The 16,682-nt window shown below is 52.7% G+C and carries 20 protein-coding genes; 17 read left to right on the top strand and 3 right to left on the bottom strand.

Annotated features, from left to right (window positions below):
- Nucleotide 1: 1 nt before the first annotated feature.
- The gene (gene lipB, locus JJQ72_RS14045; protein ID WP_208204052.1) at nt 2–694 is read left to right on the top strand and encodes a lipoyl(octanoyl) transferase LipB; all 693 of its coding nucleotides are present in this window, start codon (nt 2–4) and stop codon (nt 692–694) included.
- A gap of 20 nt (nt 695–714) precedes the next feature.
- Here the strand turns inward: lipB and prli42 are convergent, their stop codons facing one another.
- On the bottom strand, nt 715–816 hold the full coding sequence (gene prli42, locus JJQ72_RS14040; RefSeq protein WP_138225508.1) for a stressosome-associated protein Prli42: 102 nt from the start codon (nt 814–816) through the stop codon (nt 715–717).
- Between the two features lie 104 nt (nt 817–920).
- Here prli42 and JJQ72_RS14035 point away from each other — a divergent pair, with 104 nt between their 5' ends.
- On the top strand, nt 921–2,045 hold the full coding sequence (locus JJQ72_RS14035) for a tripeptidase T (RefSeq protein WP_208204051.1): 1,125 nt from the start codon (nt 921–923) through the stop codon (nt 2,043–2,045).
- Nucleotides 2,046–2,298: 253 nt separating this feature from the next.
- Here JJQ72_RS14035 and JJQ72_RS14030 read toward each other — a convergent pair whose 3' ends face one another.
- Both JJQ72_RS14030 and mciZ read right to left on the bottom strand, forming a co-directional pair.
- Nucleotides 2,299–3,510: a tetratricopeptide repeat protein gene (locus tag JJQ72_RS14030; RefSeq protein WP_208204050.1), complete on the bottom strand. Its 1,212-nt coding sequence runs from the start codon at nt 3,508–3,510 to the stop codon at nt 2,299–2,301.
- A 108-nt stretch (nt 3,511–3,618) separates the two neighbouring features.
- Nucleotides 3,619–3,771, bottom strand: coding sequence for a Z-ring formation inhibitor MciZ (gene mciZ / locus JJQ72_RS14025; protein ID WP_208204049.1), 153 nt, complete (start codon nt 3,769–3,771; stop codon nt 3,619–3,621).
- 95 nt (nt 3,772–3,866) lie between these two features.
- On the opposite strand from mciZ, the gene JJQ72_RS14020 reads away from it, so the two are divergent.
- The 15 genes from JJQ72_RS14020 to JJQ72_RS13950 all read left to right on the top strand — a co-directional run bounded on the left by JJQ72_RS14020 (nt 3,867) and on the right by JJQ72_RS13950 (nt 16,634).
- Nucleotides 3,867–4,445, top strand: coding sequence for an NUDIX domain-containing protein (locus JJQ72_RS14020; protein ID WP_138225512.1), 579 nt, complete (start codon nt 3,867–3,869; stop codon nt 4,443–4,445).
- Nucleotides 4,446–5,654 (top strand): endonuclease Q family protein, encoded by a 1,209-nt coding sequence (locus JJQ72_RS14015; protein ID WP_347880756.1) that lies wholly within the window; start codon nt 4,446–4,448, stop codon nt 5,652–5,654.
- Between the two features lie 289 nt (nt 5,655–5,943).
- Nucleotides 5,944–6,570 carry a stage II sporulation protein M gene (gene spoIIM, locus JJQ72_RS14010; RefSeq protein WP_208204048.1) on the top strand — a complete coding sequence of 209 codons (627 nt, stop codon included), beginning with the start codon at nt 5,944–5,946 and terminating at the stop codon, nt 6,568–6,570.
- Between the two features lie 103 nt (nt 6,571–6,673).
- Nucleotides 6,674–7,141: a ferric iron uptake transcriptional regulator gene (fur, locus tag JJQ72_RS14005; protein WP_138225514.1), complete on the top strand. Its 468-nt coding sequence runs from the start codon at nt 6,674–6,676 to the stop codon at nt 7,139–7,141.
- Nucleotides 7,142–7,407: 266 nt separating this feature from the next.
- Nucleotides 7,408–7,641, top strand: a complete 234-nt coding sequence (locus JJQ72_RS14000; protein WP_138225515.1) for a DUF4227 family protein — start codon at nt 7,408–7,410, stop codon at nt 7,639–7,641.
- A 43-nt stretch (nt 7,642–7,684) separates the two neighbouring features.
- Nucleotides 7,685–8,587, top strand: a complete 903-nt coding sequence (gene xerD, locus JJQ72_RS13995; RefSeq protein WP_208204047.1) for a site-specific tyrosine recombinase XerD — start codon at nt 7,685–7,687, stop codon at nt 8,585–8,587.
- 72 nt (nt 8,588–8,659) lie between these two features.
- Complete coding sequence (gene deoB, locus JJQ72_RS13990) at nt 8,660–9,853, top strand: phosphopentomutase (RefSeq protein ID WP_208204046.1); 1,194 nt, start codon at nt 8,660–8,662, stop codon at nt 9,851–9,853.
- Between the two features lie 31 nt (nt 9,854–9,884).
- Complete coding sequence (locus tag JJQ72_RS13985) at nt 9,885–10,709, top strand: purine-nucleoside phosphorylase (protein ID WP_208204045.1); 825 nt, start codon at nt 9,885–9,887, stop codon at nt 10,707–10,709.
- Nucleotides 10,710–10,903: 194 nt separating this feature from the next.
- On the top strand, nt 10,904–12,085 hold the full coding sequence (locus JJQ72_RS13980; protein ID WP_347880755.1) for a D-alanyl-D-alanine carboxypeptidase family protein: 1,182 nt from the start codon (nt 10,904–10,906) through the stop codon (nt 12,083–12,085).
- An 88-nt stretch (nt 12,086–12,173) separates the two neighbouring features.
- Nucleotides 12,174–12,527 carry an anti-sigma F factor antagonist gene (spoIIAA, locus tag JJQ72_RS13975; protein WP_138225520.1) on the top strand — a complete coding sequence of 118 codons (354 nt, stop codon included), beginning with the start codon at nt 12,174–12,176 and terminating at the stop codon, nt 12,525–12,527.
- Nucleotides 12,524–12,982, top strand: coding sequence for an anti-sigma F factor (gene spoIIAB, locus JJQ72_RS13970; protein ID WP_208204043.1), 459 nt, complete (start codon nt 12,524–12,526; stop codon nt 12,980–12,982). Before spoIIAA ends, spoIIAB begins: the two co-directional genes overlap by 4 nt.
- A gap of 11 nt (nt 12,983–12,993) precedes the next feature.
- A complete protein-coding gene (gene sigF, locus JJQ72_RS13965; RefSeq protein WP_138225522.1) occupies nt 12,994–13,749 on the top strand; it encodes an RNA polymerase sporulation sigma factor SigF in 756 nt (251 codons plus the stop codon).
- Nucleotides 13,750–13,898: 149 nt separating this feature from the next.
- A complete protein-coding gene (locus tag JJQ72_RS13960) occupies nt 13,899–14,546 on the top strand; it encodes a stage V sporulation protein AA (protein ID WP_138225523.1) in 648 nt (215 codons plus the stop codon).
- On the top strand, nt 14,546–14,968 hold the full coding sequence (locus JJQ72_RS13955) for a stage V sporulation protein AB (protein WP_138225524.1): 423 nt from the start codon (nt 14,546–14,548) through the stop codon (nt 14,966–14,968). The genes JJQ72_RS13960 and JJQ72_RS13955 overlap by 1 nt, the downstream gene beginning before the upstream one ends.
- A 37-nt stretch (nt 14,969–15,005) precedes the next feature.
- Nucleotides 15,006–16,634, top strand: a complete 1,629-nt coding sequence (locus tag JJQ72_RS13950; RefSeq protein WP_208204089.1) for a spore germination protein — start codon at nt 15,006–15,008, stop codon at nt 16,632–16,634.
- Nucleotides 16,635–16,682: the final 48 nt, after the last annotated feature.

The following is a 16,682-nucleotide window of genomic DNA, read 5'->3' as shown; positions in this document are numbered from 1 at the left end:
AATGACAAAAGCGCTCGATGTGACCTATACGCCTCAGCTGGACTATGCGGCCGCCTGGGACCTGCAGAAAGCACGCGCCTCCCAGATTGATCAGGGACAATCGAATGAGGCTTTGATGCTGCTCCAGCATCCGCCTACCTATACCATGGGCTCTCAGCGCCATCCGGAGCATCTGCTTCTGGATGAGCGCGAGCTCAAGGAGCGGGGAATTACGCTGTTTGAGATTGACCGTGGCGGGGATATTACGTATCATGGCCCCGGGCAACTGGTCGGGTACCCGCTGCTGCTCCTGGAGGGAGGCAAGCAGCTGGATCTGCACGGCTATCTTCGCAGCCTGGAGCAGGTCATCATGAACTATCTAGAGCAGTTTGGGATTCAGTCCTGCAGAAAGCCGGAATATACGGGGGTCTGGGTCGGTGACGCCAAGATCTGTGCCATTGGGGTGAAGTTTAATAAGGCGCGGCAGCACCGTGGCTTTATTACGAGCCATGGTTTTGCGCTTAACATTAAGGATCAGGTGAAGCAGGAAGGCTTTGCCGGCATCGTTCCGTGTGGAATTCAGCAGTATGGCATTACCTCGCTGGAAGAGTGTACCGGAGGGGAAATCGACATGGAGGAAGCGGCCCGGGAGATTACAGCATGCTTCACCCGGGTATTTCCTTATGAGGCTAAGCTGCCGCCTGATTGGTCTTGAATTGATGTATTCAGGGGGCGCTATGGCACAAGCAGAGGTTCGAGCACAATAAACAGGGTAGAGCCGATCATAGCGGCCAGCATGAGGTAGATGACGATGCGAAACCATTTTTTTTGCTGCATGATGCTACTCCTTTAATTTTGAGTTCATGAACGGATGCAGGTTGTCCCCGACGGTTCAACGTTTAGACTTATTGTAACTTATCAGAGAAAGCGAGGGAAGTCCAGTGGTAAACCGGGAACGAATCCTGAATGAATTTATGGAGCTTGTCTCCATTGATAGTGAAACCGGGCACGAGGAACAGATCAGTGAAGTACTGAAAAAAAAATTCGGCGCGCTGGGCCTTCAAGTGCAGGAGGATGATTCCAAAGAGCGAACAGGTCATGGCTCGGGCAACCTCATTGTAACCTGGGAGGCGGAGCAGGCTGAGCATGCTCCCAAGCTCTTATTCACCTGTCATATGGACACCGTAACACCAGGGAAAGGGGTGAAGCCGGAGCTCGGGGAAGACGGATATATCCGCAGTGACGGAACTACGATCCTGGGTGCGGATGATAAAGCAGGGCTTGCCGCATTGCTGGAAAGCATCCGGGTGGTTCAGGAGAACAACCTGCCTCATGGTCAGATTCAGTTCGTCATAACAGCCGGAGAAGAGTCTGGACTTGTCGGCTCTCGGGCATTGCAGCCGGATCTGCTTGACGCTGATTTTGGCTTCGCCCTTGACTCGAACGGAGAGGTTGGCTCTGTTGCCGTATCGGCGCCTACCCAGGCGCGCATCCAGATGGTCATTCATGGCAGGTCAGCACATGCCGGAGTCAACCCCGAGGACGGCATCAGCGCCATTCAGGTCGCCGCAAAGTCGATTGCTGCGATGAAGCTGGGCCGGATCGATAAAGAGACGACAGCCAACATTGGCAAGTTTCAAGGCGGTGGACCAACAAACATCGTGTGTGACTACGTACAGATTGATGCAGAGGCACGCAGTATCGTCCAGGAGAAGGTAGAGCAGCAAATCTCGAATATGCGGGAAGCGTTGGAAACGACGGTACGCGAGTATGGAGCCAAAAGTGAGTTTCGCAGCGAAATTATTTACCCGGCATACAGCTACAACGAGCATGACGAGGTTGTTCAGCTTGCGAAGCGAGCCATTGAGGCGGCCGGCCTGAAGCTTAGCCTGTTTACTTCGGGAGGCGGGAGTGATGCCAATGTATTTAACGGACTTGGCATTCCGACGGTGAATCTGGCGGTAGGCTATGAGAACATCCATACCACGAAAGAGCGTATCCATGCGGATAATCTTGTAAAGGCAGCCACAATTGTTCTTTCTCTTTTTCAAGAGACTCAGCATTGAGGCGCATTAAGAAGCACGCATAAAAAGGGGCTGTCCCACAAGATCTAGGGTCTTGCGGGATGGCCTCGTTTGCTCATAACCTGTTGAAGAAGACGGCAATAGACCCTAAAAAAGACATGGCGGTGCTGGGATCCCCTCCCTGACTCCACCATGTCTTTATGTTTTGCTTCAGATCTCACTCAAGTGAGCTGCCTCTTTAAACAAGAATCTACTTTGATATGCTCCCCTTTGTTATTGTATGGAGCATCCTTCACTAGTTTAAGCATGCCGCCTGGCGGGGGGCTGTTTCTCTTCTAAGCTGACCCGGTGTCCAGGAGGTATGCCAGCCGCTGCTTTCGAGCACATGCAGCGCACTGTGGATGCATTCCATATAACGAACCACCTGTTCTTGAGCCGCGGGTGACGAACACAGCTTCTCAATCCGGGCGGATAACGAGCTTAGTGAAGCCTGAAGGCAGCATGCTGCTTCACCGTATTTGGCAAGCATGAGGTGAGGGCTTTGCAAGCGGAGCAGCTTAAACGCACTTGCGCCTTCTGCATATAGATGCTGATCGTAAAGCAGCTCGGCGCGAATCATCTGGATTCTTGCAGCCTCACAATGAGTCAGCTCGGAGCTGCTAAGATGGATATGCTGCAGACGCTCCAGTGCACTCTTGAAGTACCCTTCCTCATAAAGAAGTTGAATCAGCAGCAGTTCCCCGCTTCTTCCTTCACGTTGTAATAGCTGCTCGGCCTCAGCAAGCATGCCTAGCGCTATAGCCGTGTTAGCCATTTGCTGGCGAAAGCTAGGGGCGCTGTCTCCAGCCGGTTCTGGAACAATCCCGTGTAATCTCCACTGGCAGAGCAGCAAGGCATGATTGGCGAAGCTGGACTCCTCGGATGTGAGCAGGCTTGGGCTTGCATCCTGACCTTGAAGCCATTGCAGAATCAATGACACGGCATCCTCCAGACGCCGGCACAGAATCAGGCATTGAATATGCCTGATTCTGTCTCCGCCTGTCAGAGCAGGCACCGAGTCATAGCAGCGGGCAGCTTCGGCATAAGCGCCGATATACATTAAGGCTTCCCCTGCGGCCTGCGGCGGGACAAGCTGAAGGACATCCTCAGACCTAAAACGCTCGTAAATTTCTGAATCTGACCATTTATTCTTATGAAGCAGCGCGGCCCACTCCTGTAACGCCGGCAGAATATCGCCGCCTCCCAGCAGCAAGGCTTGTCTGAAGGCTTGATCGGCTTCGGCAGCACGATTTAATTTGGCTTGAATTCTTCCGTAGTGCATCCATAGCTCCGATGGAGTGGCCTGGCCGGCCGGGTGATGTCCTTGAACCGGTAAATCCAGGGCGGCTGCCTTAAAGCAGGACAGCGCTTTATGAAGCCTTCCGCGTCTCTCGTACCACTGACCGAGTGCAAAAGGCTGTGACGGTGCTGGTTCATGTTCGTAATTCCAATCCATAAGTTCTCTCATAGGCAACCTCCCATGTATAGAACACTCGTAAAGGGAAAAAGTCATGGTGAAAGTACGAAAAAAATAGAAAAAAGTCGAAAATTAAGTACATAGTCCTAAGACTAGAGGTTACTTTTCGCGTTTATACATCATTTTGTCGTGGATCAAATCTTGGATTCGGGCATCTGGACCCCAGGTCTGCTGCCATTGCTTCAGCATGATTTTAATCTGCCAGGCCTGTCCCACCCAGTGAATCGAATTTGTGCCGCGATAGCTCTTCATGCCTGTTTCCTTCTTTCATCGAAAGTTTGATATAATACACCCTATGCAAAAGCATGGTCAGACATGACGTTTTTATACCAAGGAGGTTATTTTACATGAGCCCATCTGCGGATTCCCGTCACCCCGCGAATGAAGCGCTAGATGAAAGCACCATTTCCAGCGATTCTATTTTTAATGGCAAGATCATTTCTCTTCAGGTTGATACCGTGATGCTGCCGGATGGCAGTATGGCTACGAGAGAGGTTGTGCGGCACCCGGGAGCTGTTGCCGTCCTTGCGCTTCATCAGGACAAAATGCTAGTCGTGGAGCAGTATAGGCAGCCCCTTGGCCGGACAGAGGTCGAAATTCCTGCTGGCAAGCTGGAGCCGGGAGAGGATCCGCTGGAAGCCGCGAAAAGAGAGCTTCAAGAAGAAACGGGCTACTCTTGCGGAACGATCCGGAAGCTGCAATCCTTTTACACCTCGCCCGGCTTTGCCGACGAGATCATTCATTTATATCTGGCTGAGGAGCTTCAGGCCGGAGCGATGCAGCCCGACGAGGATGAATTCCTGGAGATGACGGAGGTTACGCTGGAGGAGGCGGAGCGCCTGATTCAGGAGGAGCGGATTAGCGATGCCAAAACGATCATGGCTGTCTACGCCTGGAAAATATACAAGCTGACCGGGAGCCTTTAGGTGTCCACAGCGAATCTGGATCACCTGCAGCCCTATTATGGTGACTTCCATATTCACATTGGCAGAGCGGGCAACGGGCAGTCTGTCAAGATCAGCGGCAGCAAAAATCTAACCTTTGAAGCTATAGCCAAAGAGGCCGCGGAGCGCAAGGGCATCCATATGATCGGGATCATTGACTGCCATTCTCCTTCTGTACAGGCAGATATTGAGGCTTGCTTGCGCGACGGTGTGATGCAGGAGCTTGCAGGCGGAGGGATTGCCTATGAGAACACGGTCATTCTGTTAGGCTGTGAGCTTGAAGTTGCGATTCCGGAGCTGGGAGCCTGCCATGTGCTTGTTTATTTGCGGACGCTTGCGGACATGAAGAGCTTTACATTATGGATGTCTCGTTCTATGAAAAATGTTCAGCTTAGCTCTCAGCGCTTGTATGTTGAGCCGCGGAGCCTGCAGAGGGAGGTTGCGGAGCGCGGAGGGCTGCTCATTCCGGCACATATCTTCACGCCGTATAAAGGCCTTTACGGCAGTATGTCAGACCGGATGGAGCGTGTGCTGGACCCTTCACTCATTTTTGCGGTCGAGCTGGGCTTGAGTGCGGATACCTCTATGGCAGGTTTGCTGTCTGAGCTGGATGAGTTTACGTTTCTGACAAATTCGGATGCCCATTCCCTCTCTAAAATCGGCCGTGAGTACAATGTCCTGTTATTGGATCATCCGTCGTATGACGAATTTGTCATGGCTATCCAGCGCAAAAAAGGACGACGGGTTGTCCGGAATTACGGACTGGACCCCCGGCTGGGTAAATATCATCGGACCTTTTGCCGTAGCTGCGGCAGTGTCCTGGAGGAGCATTTCAATCATTCCACACCACATCGCTGCCCGCTGTGCGGAAGCCTGAACCCCGTTCAAGGCGTGCTGGATCGAATTCTTTCCATTGCGGACCGGAGGGAGCCTGTCGTTCCTGTGCACCGCCCGCCATATCTTGTTCAGGTACCGCTGGAATTCCTTCCGGGCTTGGGAAAAGTCACGCTGAAACGGCTCCTGGCCGCCTTCGGAAGCGAAATGGCGATCCTTCATCAGGCTTCTGAAGAGGAGCTTACCAGGACTGCGGGAGCAGCCATTGCTCGTCATATTCTGATGGCTCGCCGCGGTACGCTGCAGCTATCCTCCGGCGGCGGCGGTGTTTACGGGAGAATTACAAAGCCTAGCTAGCTTTATTAAAACCTTTCTTTTGGAACCTCGGTTTTCCGTGAAATCTGGAAACCGAGAACAGAAGAAAGGTTTTTTTTGCAATAAAAGGGAACCCTTTCTCGCCTTATGCAGTCTTATTGTCAGAGGTGATTGATTTGGACATAAATATTCCATGCATGGATAAAGATGCGGCGGTTGAGGTGTGCACATTTATGCAATTCGGCGGGAGGTTTACGCCCCGCCGTCATAGGAGGCCAAGCTATGTCATAGAGTGTAGGGAGAGACCTTCTGAAAGGAGCGTATAATCCCGATGACATGGTTGCGTCAAAGCCTGAAGGACCAGCTGCCGCTCTACGTGTTCGTGGCCGTCCTGTTTCTCGTTGGCGTGCTGTTCGGGGCGCTGATGGTCAATGCATTGTCCCTGGAGCAGCAGCAGGATCTCGCGGGATATCTTCAGCATTTGTTTGTGAGTCTAGGCGATAGCGGCAGCGATGCCCCGCCAGACTTCCGCAGCATTGCTGTCCTGCATATAAAGTGGATCGGACTGATCTTCCTGCTTGGTCTGTCGGTAATCGGGCTGCCGGGCATTCTAGTGCTTGATTTTTTAAAAGGGGTGCTGATCGGCTTCACCGTAGGATACATGGTCGGACAATACGCCTGGAAAGGGCTGCTCTTTGCGCTCGTTTCTGTCGTTCCGCACAATCTGCTTCTCATTCCGGTGCTGTTAATCAGCAGCGTGGCCGCTATGGGATTCTCCTTGTATATTATACGAAGCCGCCTGCTTTCCCAGAAGGGAGGAAGCCTGAAGAAGCCCTTTGCCGCTTATGCAGGTGTTATGGCTCTGATGGCCCTGCTCATGCTGGTGGCGGCGTCGCTGGAGACCTGGATTTCTCCCCAGATGATGAGGTGGGTCGCGCCTTTACTGCTGACGTCATGAGGCCCTGTTTGACTGTGAAAACCGTTTGACTTTGTTTGTAAAGTCCCCCTATAATGAAGGAAGTGACAATTGCGTGCAGTGATTTCCAAGGGGGAGGGGAACGATGGAAGCACGGATCGACAAAATCAAACAGCAGTTACAATCCCAAGGCTATAAATTAACGCCCCAAAGGGAAGCCACCGTCAGCGTATTGTTGGAGAATGAGGACGATCATCTCAGCGCAGAAGATGTGTTTATGCTCGTCAAAGAGAAAGCTCCTGAAATCGGCCTGGCGACCGTGTACCGGACCCTGGAGCTCTTGAGTGAGCTGCATGTGGTCGAGAAGATTAACTTCGGTGACGGCGTTGCCCGGTACGATCTGCGTACAGATACATCGAAGCATCATCACCATCATCTAATATGTACTCAATGCGGAAGCATGGACGAGATCCGTGAGGATTGGCTGGGACCTTTGGAGGAACGGCTGGAGAAGGAATTTAATTTTACCGTTCATGATCACCGGCTTGATTTCCACGGCATCTGTTACCGATGCAAGGAGAAGGACAGCCCGGATCATGGTGAACAGGCCTAACCGGCTATAAAGGAATGGATTAGAAACTCACGCGACAGAACAGCCCTCTTGCGGAAAGAACATTTCCGGGAGGGCTTTTTTTGAGGCCTTTGAGACTGCTGCGGCGTGAGGGTGATGGAAGCACGGGTTCACGGCTGTCATTTGCGTTTAGTGAATGATAGGCCCTCTGCCAAGCCAGACCAGGCTCTTCCAAGACGTTCGGTCATACCCGGGACAGATGCTTCATAATCTGGTAGGGATACCATCTGCGTGTAGGGGGTCTGTGAATGATTATTTCAATTCGAAAAATAGGGGCGTTTCTTCGTTTTACCATGGCGTTTGCGATGCTCACCCTGATGTTTTATGTCCTGCTGGACTGGGCTGGCAGCTGGATGATTCCGCCTGATCCGTACCGGGTGCCTGTCGGACATGCAATCAAGGCCTTTAACCCGAATGATCTGCCGAGCCATTCCTTCTCGCCTGGTGATCGGCTCAAGCTGTATTATTGGTATGGAGAGTAAAGCGAGTGGTATATGAAGGCGGAGTGAAGGAGCAGAATATGCAATGAAAGAGCACCTGGAAAGCTATATCACGTACATGGCGGACGAGAAAGGCTTGAGTCCCAGCACGCTGGCTTCCTATCGCAATGATATTACAGGATTTATGGAATATGCCGCCGAGCGGGGCACGGAGCATCTGGTGGATGTAAACCGGACGCAGCTCAGTCTGTATATCGGGCATCTGAAGCAGCAGGGGAGAGCGGTATCCACAGTTATGCGGAGCATCGTATCGCTGAAATCTTTTTTTCAATATCTGGTTAGAAATCAGATGCTGCAGCAGGATCCCTCTGTGCATTTGGAATCGCCCAAAGCCGAGCGTAAAACGCCAAGCACATTGACCATCGAGCAGGTAGACAGCCTGTTGTCAGCCCCTGCTGCAGCAACTGCGTCGGGAGCCCGGGATAAGGCGATGCTGGAGCTGCTCTATGCTGCAGGGATTCGCGTGTCGGAGCTTATCAATCTGGATGTGGAGGATGTTCACACCGAGCTGAGATTTATCCGCTGCAAAGGCAGCTCCGGTAAAGAGCGGATTTTACCGGTGAGCCCACTAGCAGCCCAGTGTGTGAAGCATTATGTAGATGAGCACCGCCTCAAGCTGCTGAAGCAAGAGGATCGTGAACCGGCACTGTTTCTGAACAGCCGGGGACAGCGGCTAAGCCGCCAGGGATTCTGGAAAATCCTGAAGAAGTACAGCCAGGAGGCGGGGATTAAGGGAGACATCACGCCTCATACTCTTAGGCATTCCTTCGCGGTTCATTTGCTGGATAATGGAGCAGATTTACGCTCCGTGCAGGAGATGCTGGGTCATTCTGATTTATCGACGACCCAAATCTACCTGACGTCCCGCAGAAGCAGCATGAAGGAGGTCTACGACCATTTTCATCCCCGGGCCGGGAAGCCGCAGTGATGATCTTGCAATAGACGACCCCCAATTGGTGTAATGAACGATTCAGACTACAAGGCCAAGGAGTGATTGAATATGACACTATCCCATACCACACCGTTTCGCAGAATCTGCCTGATTGTTCTTGACAGCGTAGGGATCGGAGAAGCGCCGGATGCGAATAAGTTCGGAGATGAAGGAGCGCATACCCTGCGCCACATATTAGAGCATAACCCCCATTTACAGCTGCCGAATTTGCAGAAGCTGGGACTGGGTAACATTGAAGGTCTGCCGCAGGTAAGTGCTGCGACTCAGCCCAAGGCTTATTTTGGCAAAATGCAGGAGGCTTCGGTGGGCAAAGACACGATGACCGGGCACTGGGAGCTGATGGGCCTCAAGGTGGAGACTCCGTTTAACACTTACGAGAACGGCTTTCCATCAGCCTTGATTGCTCAATTCGAGCAGGCGACCGGACGCAAGGTGCTGGGCAACAAGCCGGCCTCCGGCACTGAAATTATTGAAGAATACGGCGAAGAGCAGATGAGGACAGGCTCCTGGATCGTCTACACATCGGCGGATAGTGTATTTCAGATTGCTGCTCACGAGGAGGTTATCCCGCTGGAAGAGCTGTACCGGGCGTGTGAAATAGCCCGGACGCTGACATTGCAGCCGGGATTCTCAGTGGGACGAGTCATTGCAAGGCCTTATACAGGCCAGCCCGGACAATTCAAACGAACGCCAAACCGGCATGATTATGCGGTCAAGCCGCCGGAGCCTACCGTAATGAATGCGTTGGCAAGGCAGGAGCTGGATGTAATTGCGGTTGGCAAGATCAGCGATATTTTTACGAATGAAGGGGTTACGCAATCCTATCCAACCAAGAGCAATCAGCACGGTGTCGAGGAAACGATCAGCCAGCTGAGCAAGGATTTCCACGGTCTGCTGTTTACGAATCTTGTGGATTTCGATTCGCTGTACGGTCATCGCCGCGATCCAGCAGGCTATGGACAGGCGCTGAAGGAGTTTGATGATGCTCTGCCGGATCTCTTAAATCAGCTGAAGAACGACGATCTGCTCATTCTGACCGCGGACCACGGGAACGATCCGGTTCATGCCGGGACGGACCATACCCGGGAGTTTGTGCCTTTGCTCGCATACAGCCCGGGGCTCACGCAAACGGGAGATCTGGGCTTGAGAAGTACGTTCTCCGATGTCGGCGCCACGATCGCCGATAACTTCAAAGCCAAGATGCCGGAGCACGGTCAAAGCTTTTTGGAACAACTGAAATAAACACGCTAAACTTTAGGGAGAGGTGCATGAAATGACAGCAACACAAGGTCAAAAGATTCAAGAAGCAGCAGCTTATATTGCAGGCAAAGGGGGCGTGAAGCCGGAGGTGGGACTGATCCTGGGCTCCGGCCTCGGCGTGCTGGCGGATTTGCTGACAGATACCGTGTCAATTCCTTATCACGAAATTCCTCATTTCCCGGTATCGACAGTGGAAGGCCATGACGGCGAGCTGCTGCTGGGATTCATCCAGGAGCGTCCAGTCGTCATGATGAAGGGCCGTTTTCATATGTATGAGGGCTACGGCCCGGAGCTGACGGCCTTTCCGGTAAGAGTCATGAAGCAGCTCGGCGTGCAAAGCCTGCTCGTTACGAATGCAGCCGGCGGTGTAAACATGGATTTTGAGCCAGGCAATCTGATGCTGATTACGGATCATCTGAACATGACCGGAGTCAATCCGTTGACCGGTCCCAATGATCAGTCACTCGGCGTGCGCTTTCCGGATATGTCGGAGGCCTACAGCCGCCGCCTTCGCCGCCTCGCTTTGAGCACGGCGGAGCAGCGCGGTATTTCGCTGCAGCAGGGCGTGTATGCGGGGCTGCTTGGCCCTACCTACGAGACGCCGGCAGAAATCCGGATGCTGCGTACCCTGGGGGCAGATGCAGTAGGAATGTCTACCGTTTCAGAGGTTATAGTCGCCCGTCATGCCGGTCTGGAGGTGCTGGGCATTTCCTGCATCAGCAATATGGCAGCAGGCATTCTGGACCAGCCGTTATCTCATGACGAGGTCATGGAGACCGCGGAAATGGTCCGGGAGACCTTCCTGGATCTCGTGACGGCCATTATTCCTGGAATGTAAACGTGACAATTACTCGCTAGAACAGAGGCTCGGAACCGTGCTTGGTGCACGGTTCCAGGCCTTTTTTACATGTCCAAAGAAGTAAATATTATGGTATGCATCTCGGGAATTGGAATAATCTAGTGACAACCTGACGACAATGGATTCATAACCGCATCTGCGGCTAGCTGTAACCTATGTCAGGAGGGGACCTCGTGAAAAAAACATTGATAGCCGGTCTGTTAGCGGTTTGCATGCTGCTCCATGCTGCTCCCGGTTATGCTGAAGAAAAGACAGCCGGACAGAACGCGGGCAGTGAGCTGGCTCCGAATGCGCGCTCCGCGGTGTTGCTGGATGCCGATACAGGCACAATCATTTATGAAAAGAACAGCCATGATAAGCTGCCACCGGCCAGCATTACCAAGATTATGACCATGCTGCTGACCATGGAGGCCATTCATGAAGGGCGGCTCAAGTGGACCGATCTCGTTCGCACGAGTGAGTATGCCGCATCCATGGGAGGATCGCAGATTTTTCTGGAGCCGGGTGAAGAGATGACGGTGGAAGAGATGCTGAAGGGCATTGCGATGGCTTCCGGAAATGATGCCTCAGTGGCTATGGCGGAGAAGATTGCCGGGTCGGAGGAAGAATTTGTTCGCATGATGAATGAAAAGGCAGCAGAGCTCGGCATGAAGGATACTCATTTTGTCAACTGTAATGGACTGCCTGCCGAGAATCATTATAGCTCCGCCCACGACATTGCACTCATGAGCCGTGAGCTGCTGCAATATGAGGGTATTACGAAATATACAGGAGCCTATCAGGATTATTTGCGCAAGGACTCCGAGAAGCCCTTTTGGCTCGTCAATACGAACAAGCTGGTACGCTTCTATGCCGGCGCAGACGGACTGAAAACCGGGTATACGTCAGAAGCCAAGTTCTGCTTGTCTGCCACAGCGCAGCGGGACGGCCTACGTGCAGTGGCGGTCGTGCTGGGAGCACCGGATACGAAAATCAGAAATGCTGAAATATCTAAAATGTTCGATTACGCGTTCGCCCAGTATCAAATGCATGCCGTGTTCAAAAAGGGCGAGATGCTGGGTACCGTCAAGGTCTCCAAAGGCTCCGAGCCTCAAATTCAGCTGCAGGCGGAGCAGGATTACCGCGTTCTTGTAAAAAAAGGCGGTAAAACCGAGGAGCTGCGTCATGAGATTGTTCTGCCTGAAAGCATTGCTGCTCCGGTCACAGAAGGCCAGGTGCTCGGGACGCTGAAGGTGTATCAGGGAGAGGCGCTGATCAAGGAATTTGAGCTGACCTCCTCCTCAGCAATTCAGAGAGCCGGGTTCTGGAAGCTGTTCAAGCGCACGACCCAGCAGCTGTTTCATGTAGATTCATAGGGGTTTTCTTCTAGTTTTGTCGGGGAGCAGGAAAGTGAAATCACTTCGTAGAAATCCTTGTTCAAGTCAGGGAGGAGAGTGAGCAAGCATGAATTTAAACGTAGATATGGAGCATCAGCGCCACGTGCTGATCGTCAGGCTGTCAGGGGAGCTGGATCACCATACGGCAGATCTGGTCCGAATGCAGCTGGATGAGGCGATTTCACGGCGGCAGACGGAGCATCTGGTGCTGAGCTTTAAAGAATTGGAGTTTATGGACAGCTCGGGACTCGGTGTAATCCTGGGTCGTTACAAGATTATAAAGCAAAAGGGCGGAAAAATGGCGGTATGCGATGTGAAGCCGGCGGTGTACCGCCTGCTGGAAATGTCGGGCCTGTTTAAGATTATGCCGATCTATGAAGACGAGGCTACTGCACTTTCGGGTTTGGAGGTTGTGTCATGAGTGAAGCACAAGCACAGCATAATTTCATGACGCTTGAATTCGCGGCAAAATCAGAGAATGAAGGCTTTGCCCGGGTCGCCGTGGCAGCCTTTATCTCTCAGCTGGACCCAACCATGGATGAGCTGAGTGACCTGAAGACCGTCGTGTCCGAGGCCGTGACCAACTGCATTATTCATGGCTATGACAGTGATCCCCAGGGTAAAGTGCGGATTCAAGCGTCCATTGACGGGGACTTTATCACGTTGATTATTGAGGACCGTGGTCAGGGAATTGAGGATCTGGAGATGGCGAAGCAGCCGCTGTATACCTCCAAGCCGGAGCTGGAAAGATCAGGCATGGGCTTTACGATCATGGAAAATTTCATGGATGAATTCGATGTTGTCAGTGAGCCGGGATCCGGCACCGCGATCAAAATGAAAAAAAGGATTGAATCCAAGAAAGCTTTGTATAATTAGGGGTTGGACACATGGATGCCGATGTGAAGAAAGCTTCGCAGACTTATTTGGACGACGCTGAGGTTAAACGTTTGATCGCACTTAGCCAAAGCGGAGATAATGTGGCCCGGGATACACTGGTGAATTGTAACATTCGTCTGGTCTGGTCGGTGGTGCAGCGCTTTATGAACCGCGGATATGAGCCGGAGGATTTGTTTCAGATTGGCTGTATCGGACTGCTGAAATCTGTGGACAAATTTGATCTCAGCTATGACGTGAAATTCTCAACCTATGCTGTACCGATGATTATCGGCGAGATTCAGCGCTTTCTCCGTGATGACGGGACGCTGAAGGTCAGCCGCTCGCTGAAGGAAATGGCGAACAAGGTGCGCAAGAAGAGGGACGAGCTCTCCAAGCATCTTGACCGACTCCCGACCGTGAAGGAGGTCGCTGAGGAGCTGGGCGTCACCCCGGAGGAGGTTGTGTTTGCACAAGAGGCGAACAAGCCTCCCACCTCGATTCATGAAACCGTGTTTGAGAACGACGGAGATCCTATTACCTTGATGGATCAGATCGCCGACGAATCTCAGGAACGGTGGTTTGACAAGCTGGCTCTCAATGAGGCCATTGAAGGACTCTCCGAACGGGAGCGGCTGATTGTCTACTTGCGGTACTACCGTGACCAGACTCAGTCGGAGGTAGCCTCGCGGCTGGGAATTTCCCAGGTGCAGGTTTCCAGGCTGGAGAAAAAAATTCTTCAAAACATCAAAAATCAGATTGCCCAGTAGCGAAAGGGCCGTCACTCCAGATGCAGGGTCTGGCAGTGGCGGTCCTTTTTGCGATACAAGCCTGGCTTGAACTGGAAAAGCTTCAAAGAGTAGAACCGACTTGAATTTCCCATACTAAAAGCAATTTAGCAGTGAAGGAGTGTTTTTGGATGAACAGGAATCCCGCTCCGACCATATTTGTTCAGCTTCGCAGCCGAATCTCACTTCCGCGCAGTCAGCCTATTATGCTGGGTCAGGTTGCTTTTCTCATCTGTGACCGCGAATGGGAGGAGCCGCTTCGTAATCTGGTGATCGCTGTGCCCAAGGAGAAGGAAGGCAATCGCCTGCTGCTGGATCTTATTCAGATCATCCCGAAGATTCTGATGCTGATCCCTGGTGCCCGCATCGAGCCGATGGGACATAATCATACGCTGATTGAGCTGACGGGAAGAGAGGCCAAGCCGTCCTGGATCTGGTTTCCACTCGTCTGGCTGCTGCTGTTCTTCGGCTCCGCGCTGACGATTATGAACTTCCACGCGGATGTGAACATGCTGGAGGTGCAGGTTCGGATTGTGGAGATGGTCACCGGGGAGCGGGATGAGCATCCGTATCTGTTTCAGACGGCATATTCGCTCGGGATTGGCTTCGGGATGACCGTTTTTTTTAACCATCTGTTCAAGAAAAAATGGAATGAAGAGCCGACCCCGCTGGAAGTGGAAATGTTTCTGTATCAAGAAAATCTCGACCAGTTTGTCGTAGCCGAGGAATATCGCAGCCGCACAACGCATATTGGGCCTTCGTCAGGGAGACGGCGGTAATGCTCAAGCTTCATGATGCACTGTCTATTCTGCTTGGCGTTGCCGGCGGCGTTGCCGTGGGAGGCGGAGTGATCGCCCTGATCATCGTGCTGGATATTATTCCGAGGCTGGCTCAGTTAACGCGCACCTATCACCGGGTTCACTGGTACGAGGGTGCACTGATCGGCGGCTCGCTGATCGGAACACTGGCGGATTTCTGGCATTGGAGTATTCCGTTGGGACGGATTACCAGCACTTTGATCGGATTATGGTGCGGCATCTTTATCGGACTGCTGGCTGCGGCGCTGACGGAGGTGCTGAATGTCCTGCCGATTCTCGCCAAAAGGCTGAAGATGACAGGGTATTTATTCGGCCTGCTCATGGCGATGGTAGCCGGAAAGGTCGCAGGCTCACTGTTTGACTGGTTTATTTACAGGCCTTAGCCCATCCCCATCAAGGAGGAGAATGACGATGGAAGAAATGGAAGACAAATCGACCGGATTCGGCAGAGAAGAGGTTCCCCCGGTTCCGCCAAGCGTCATGAAAGAAATGAAGGAGAAGGCCCATCTGGAAAAAAGAGATGCCGAAACCTCGGCCAATACAGAGGAATCGGTAGAATACTGGCTGGGAAAGGATGAAATCCCCGTCAGGCTGAAGGATTTAAAGAGCGCTCTGGAGGATATTGTCGGTCTGAACCGCTCCTTTGACATCGTGCTGCGGGAAATGGTCATCGGAGGCCGAAGCACCGCGATCTTGTTCGTCAATGGCCTGATTAACAGTGACGTGACGACATTGATCCTGAACCGGCTGACCCTGCTGGACACCCAGGATTTAAAGTCTCATCCGGTCCAAGCGATCAAGAACCAGTATATTCCGTTCGTTCAGGTAGCTGACACGCTGAAGCTGAGCGAGGCGATCAACGAGGCTTTGGTAGGCCAAAGTGCCATCTTTATAGAAGGCGAGAACCGGGCGATTATCCTGGATACCCGCAGCTATCCGTCGCGTAGTCCGGCAGAGCCGGAGGTGGAGCGTGTCGTCCGCGGAGCGCGCGACGGCTTCACCGAAACCCTGCTCACGAACATCAACCTGATCCGCAGGCGGGTGCGTGACCCGGGACTGAACTGTGAGATTATGAAGGTCGGACGGCGGACACAGACGGATGTTGCCATTGTTTTTGTGGATGATATCGTCGATCAGGTTCAGGTGGAAGCCATCCGCGACAAGATTAACAAGCTGGACCTGGAAGGACTTCCGCTGGCGGACAAGCAGCTGGAGGAGGCCATCGTCAACCGCGGCTGGCATCCCTATCCGCTCGTCAGATACTCGGAAAGACCCGATGTAGTCGCCTCTCATTTGCTGGAGGGACGGGTCGTGGTTATGGTGGATACATCGCCCAGCGTGATGATCATGCCGACCACGTTCTTTGATTTATGTCAGCATGCCGAAGAGAACCGGCAGACGCCGTTTATGGGAACGTATTTGCGCTGGATTCGCTTTGGCGGAATACTGGCCTCCATGTTTCTGCTCCCGCTTTGGATGCTGCTGGTCGTCCATCCCGAGCTCAAGCCGCCTTTTCTCGAGATTCTCGGTCCGCAGGAGAATGCAAAGCTGCCGATCATTATGCAGTTTCTGATCATTGAGTTTGGTGTGGATCTGCTGCGGCTGGCCGCGGTGCATACACCGACGCCGCTGGCCTCAGCCATGGGCCTGATTGCTGCCATCCTGATTGGAGACATTGCGGTCAAAACCGGATTCTTCGTCAATGAGGTTATTCTGTATATGGCTGTGGCCGCGATCGGAATGTTTGCGACACCGAGCTATGAGCTGGGGCTTGCCAACCGTGCTGTCCGTTTGGTGCTGCTGATTGCGGTGGCGCTGTTCGGTGTAAAGGGCTTTGTCGCGGGGACGACGCTGCTCATTGTGCTGTTGACTACACATCGCTCGTATAACTCCTCCTACCTGTGGCCGTTTATTCCTTTTAGTGCAAAGGCTATGGGCGAGGTATTGCTCCGCAAGCCGCTGCTGTATTCCAGAAAACGCCCGTCCATCAACAAAACGAGGGACAACAGCAAGATGGGTCCTGAGATGAAGCCGGGCAATCAAACTTAATCAATACAAACGTTCTGTGTAATAATCCATTTCTTTTTGAGGGTCTTG

Origin of the sequence: Paenibacillus sp. F411, from assembly GCF_017582705.1 — a bacterium.
GTDB classification, from domain to species: Bacteria; Bacillota; Bacilli; order Paenibacillales; family Paenibacillaceae; genus Paenibacillus_AQ; species Paenibacillus_AQ algicola.
This window is presented reverse-complemented; position numbering and strand designations above follow the sequence as displayed.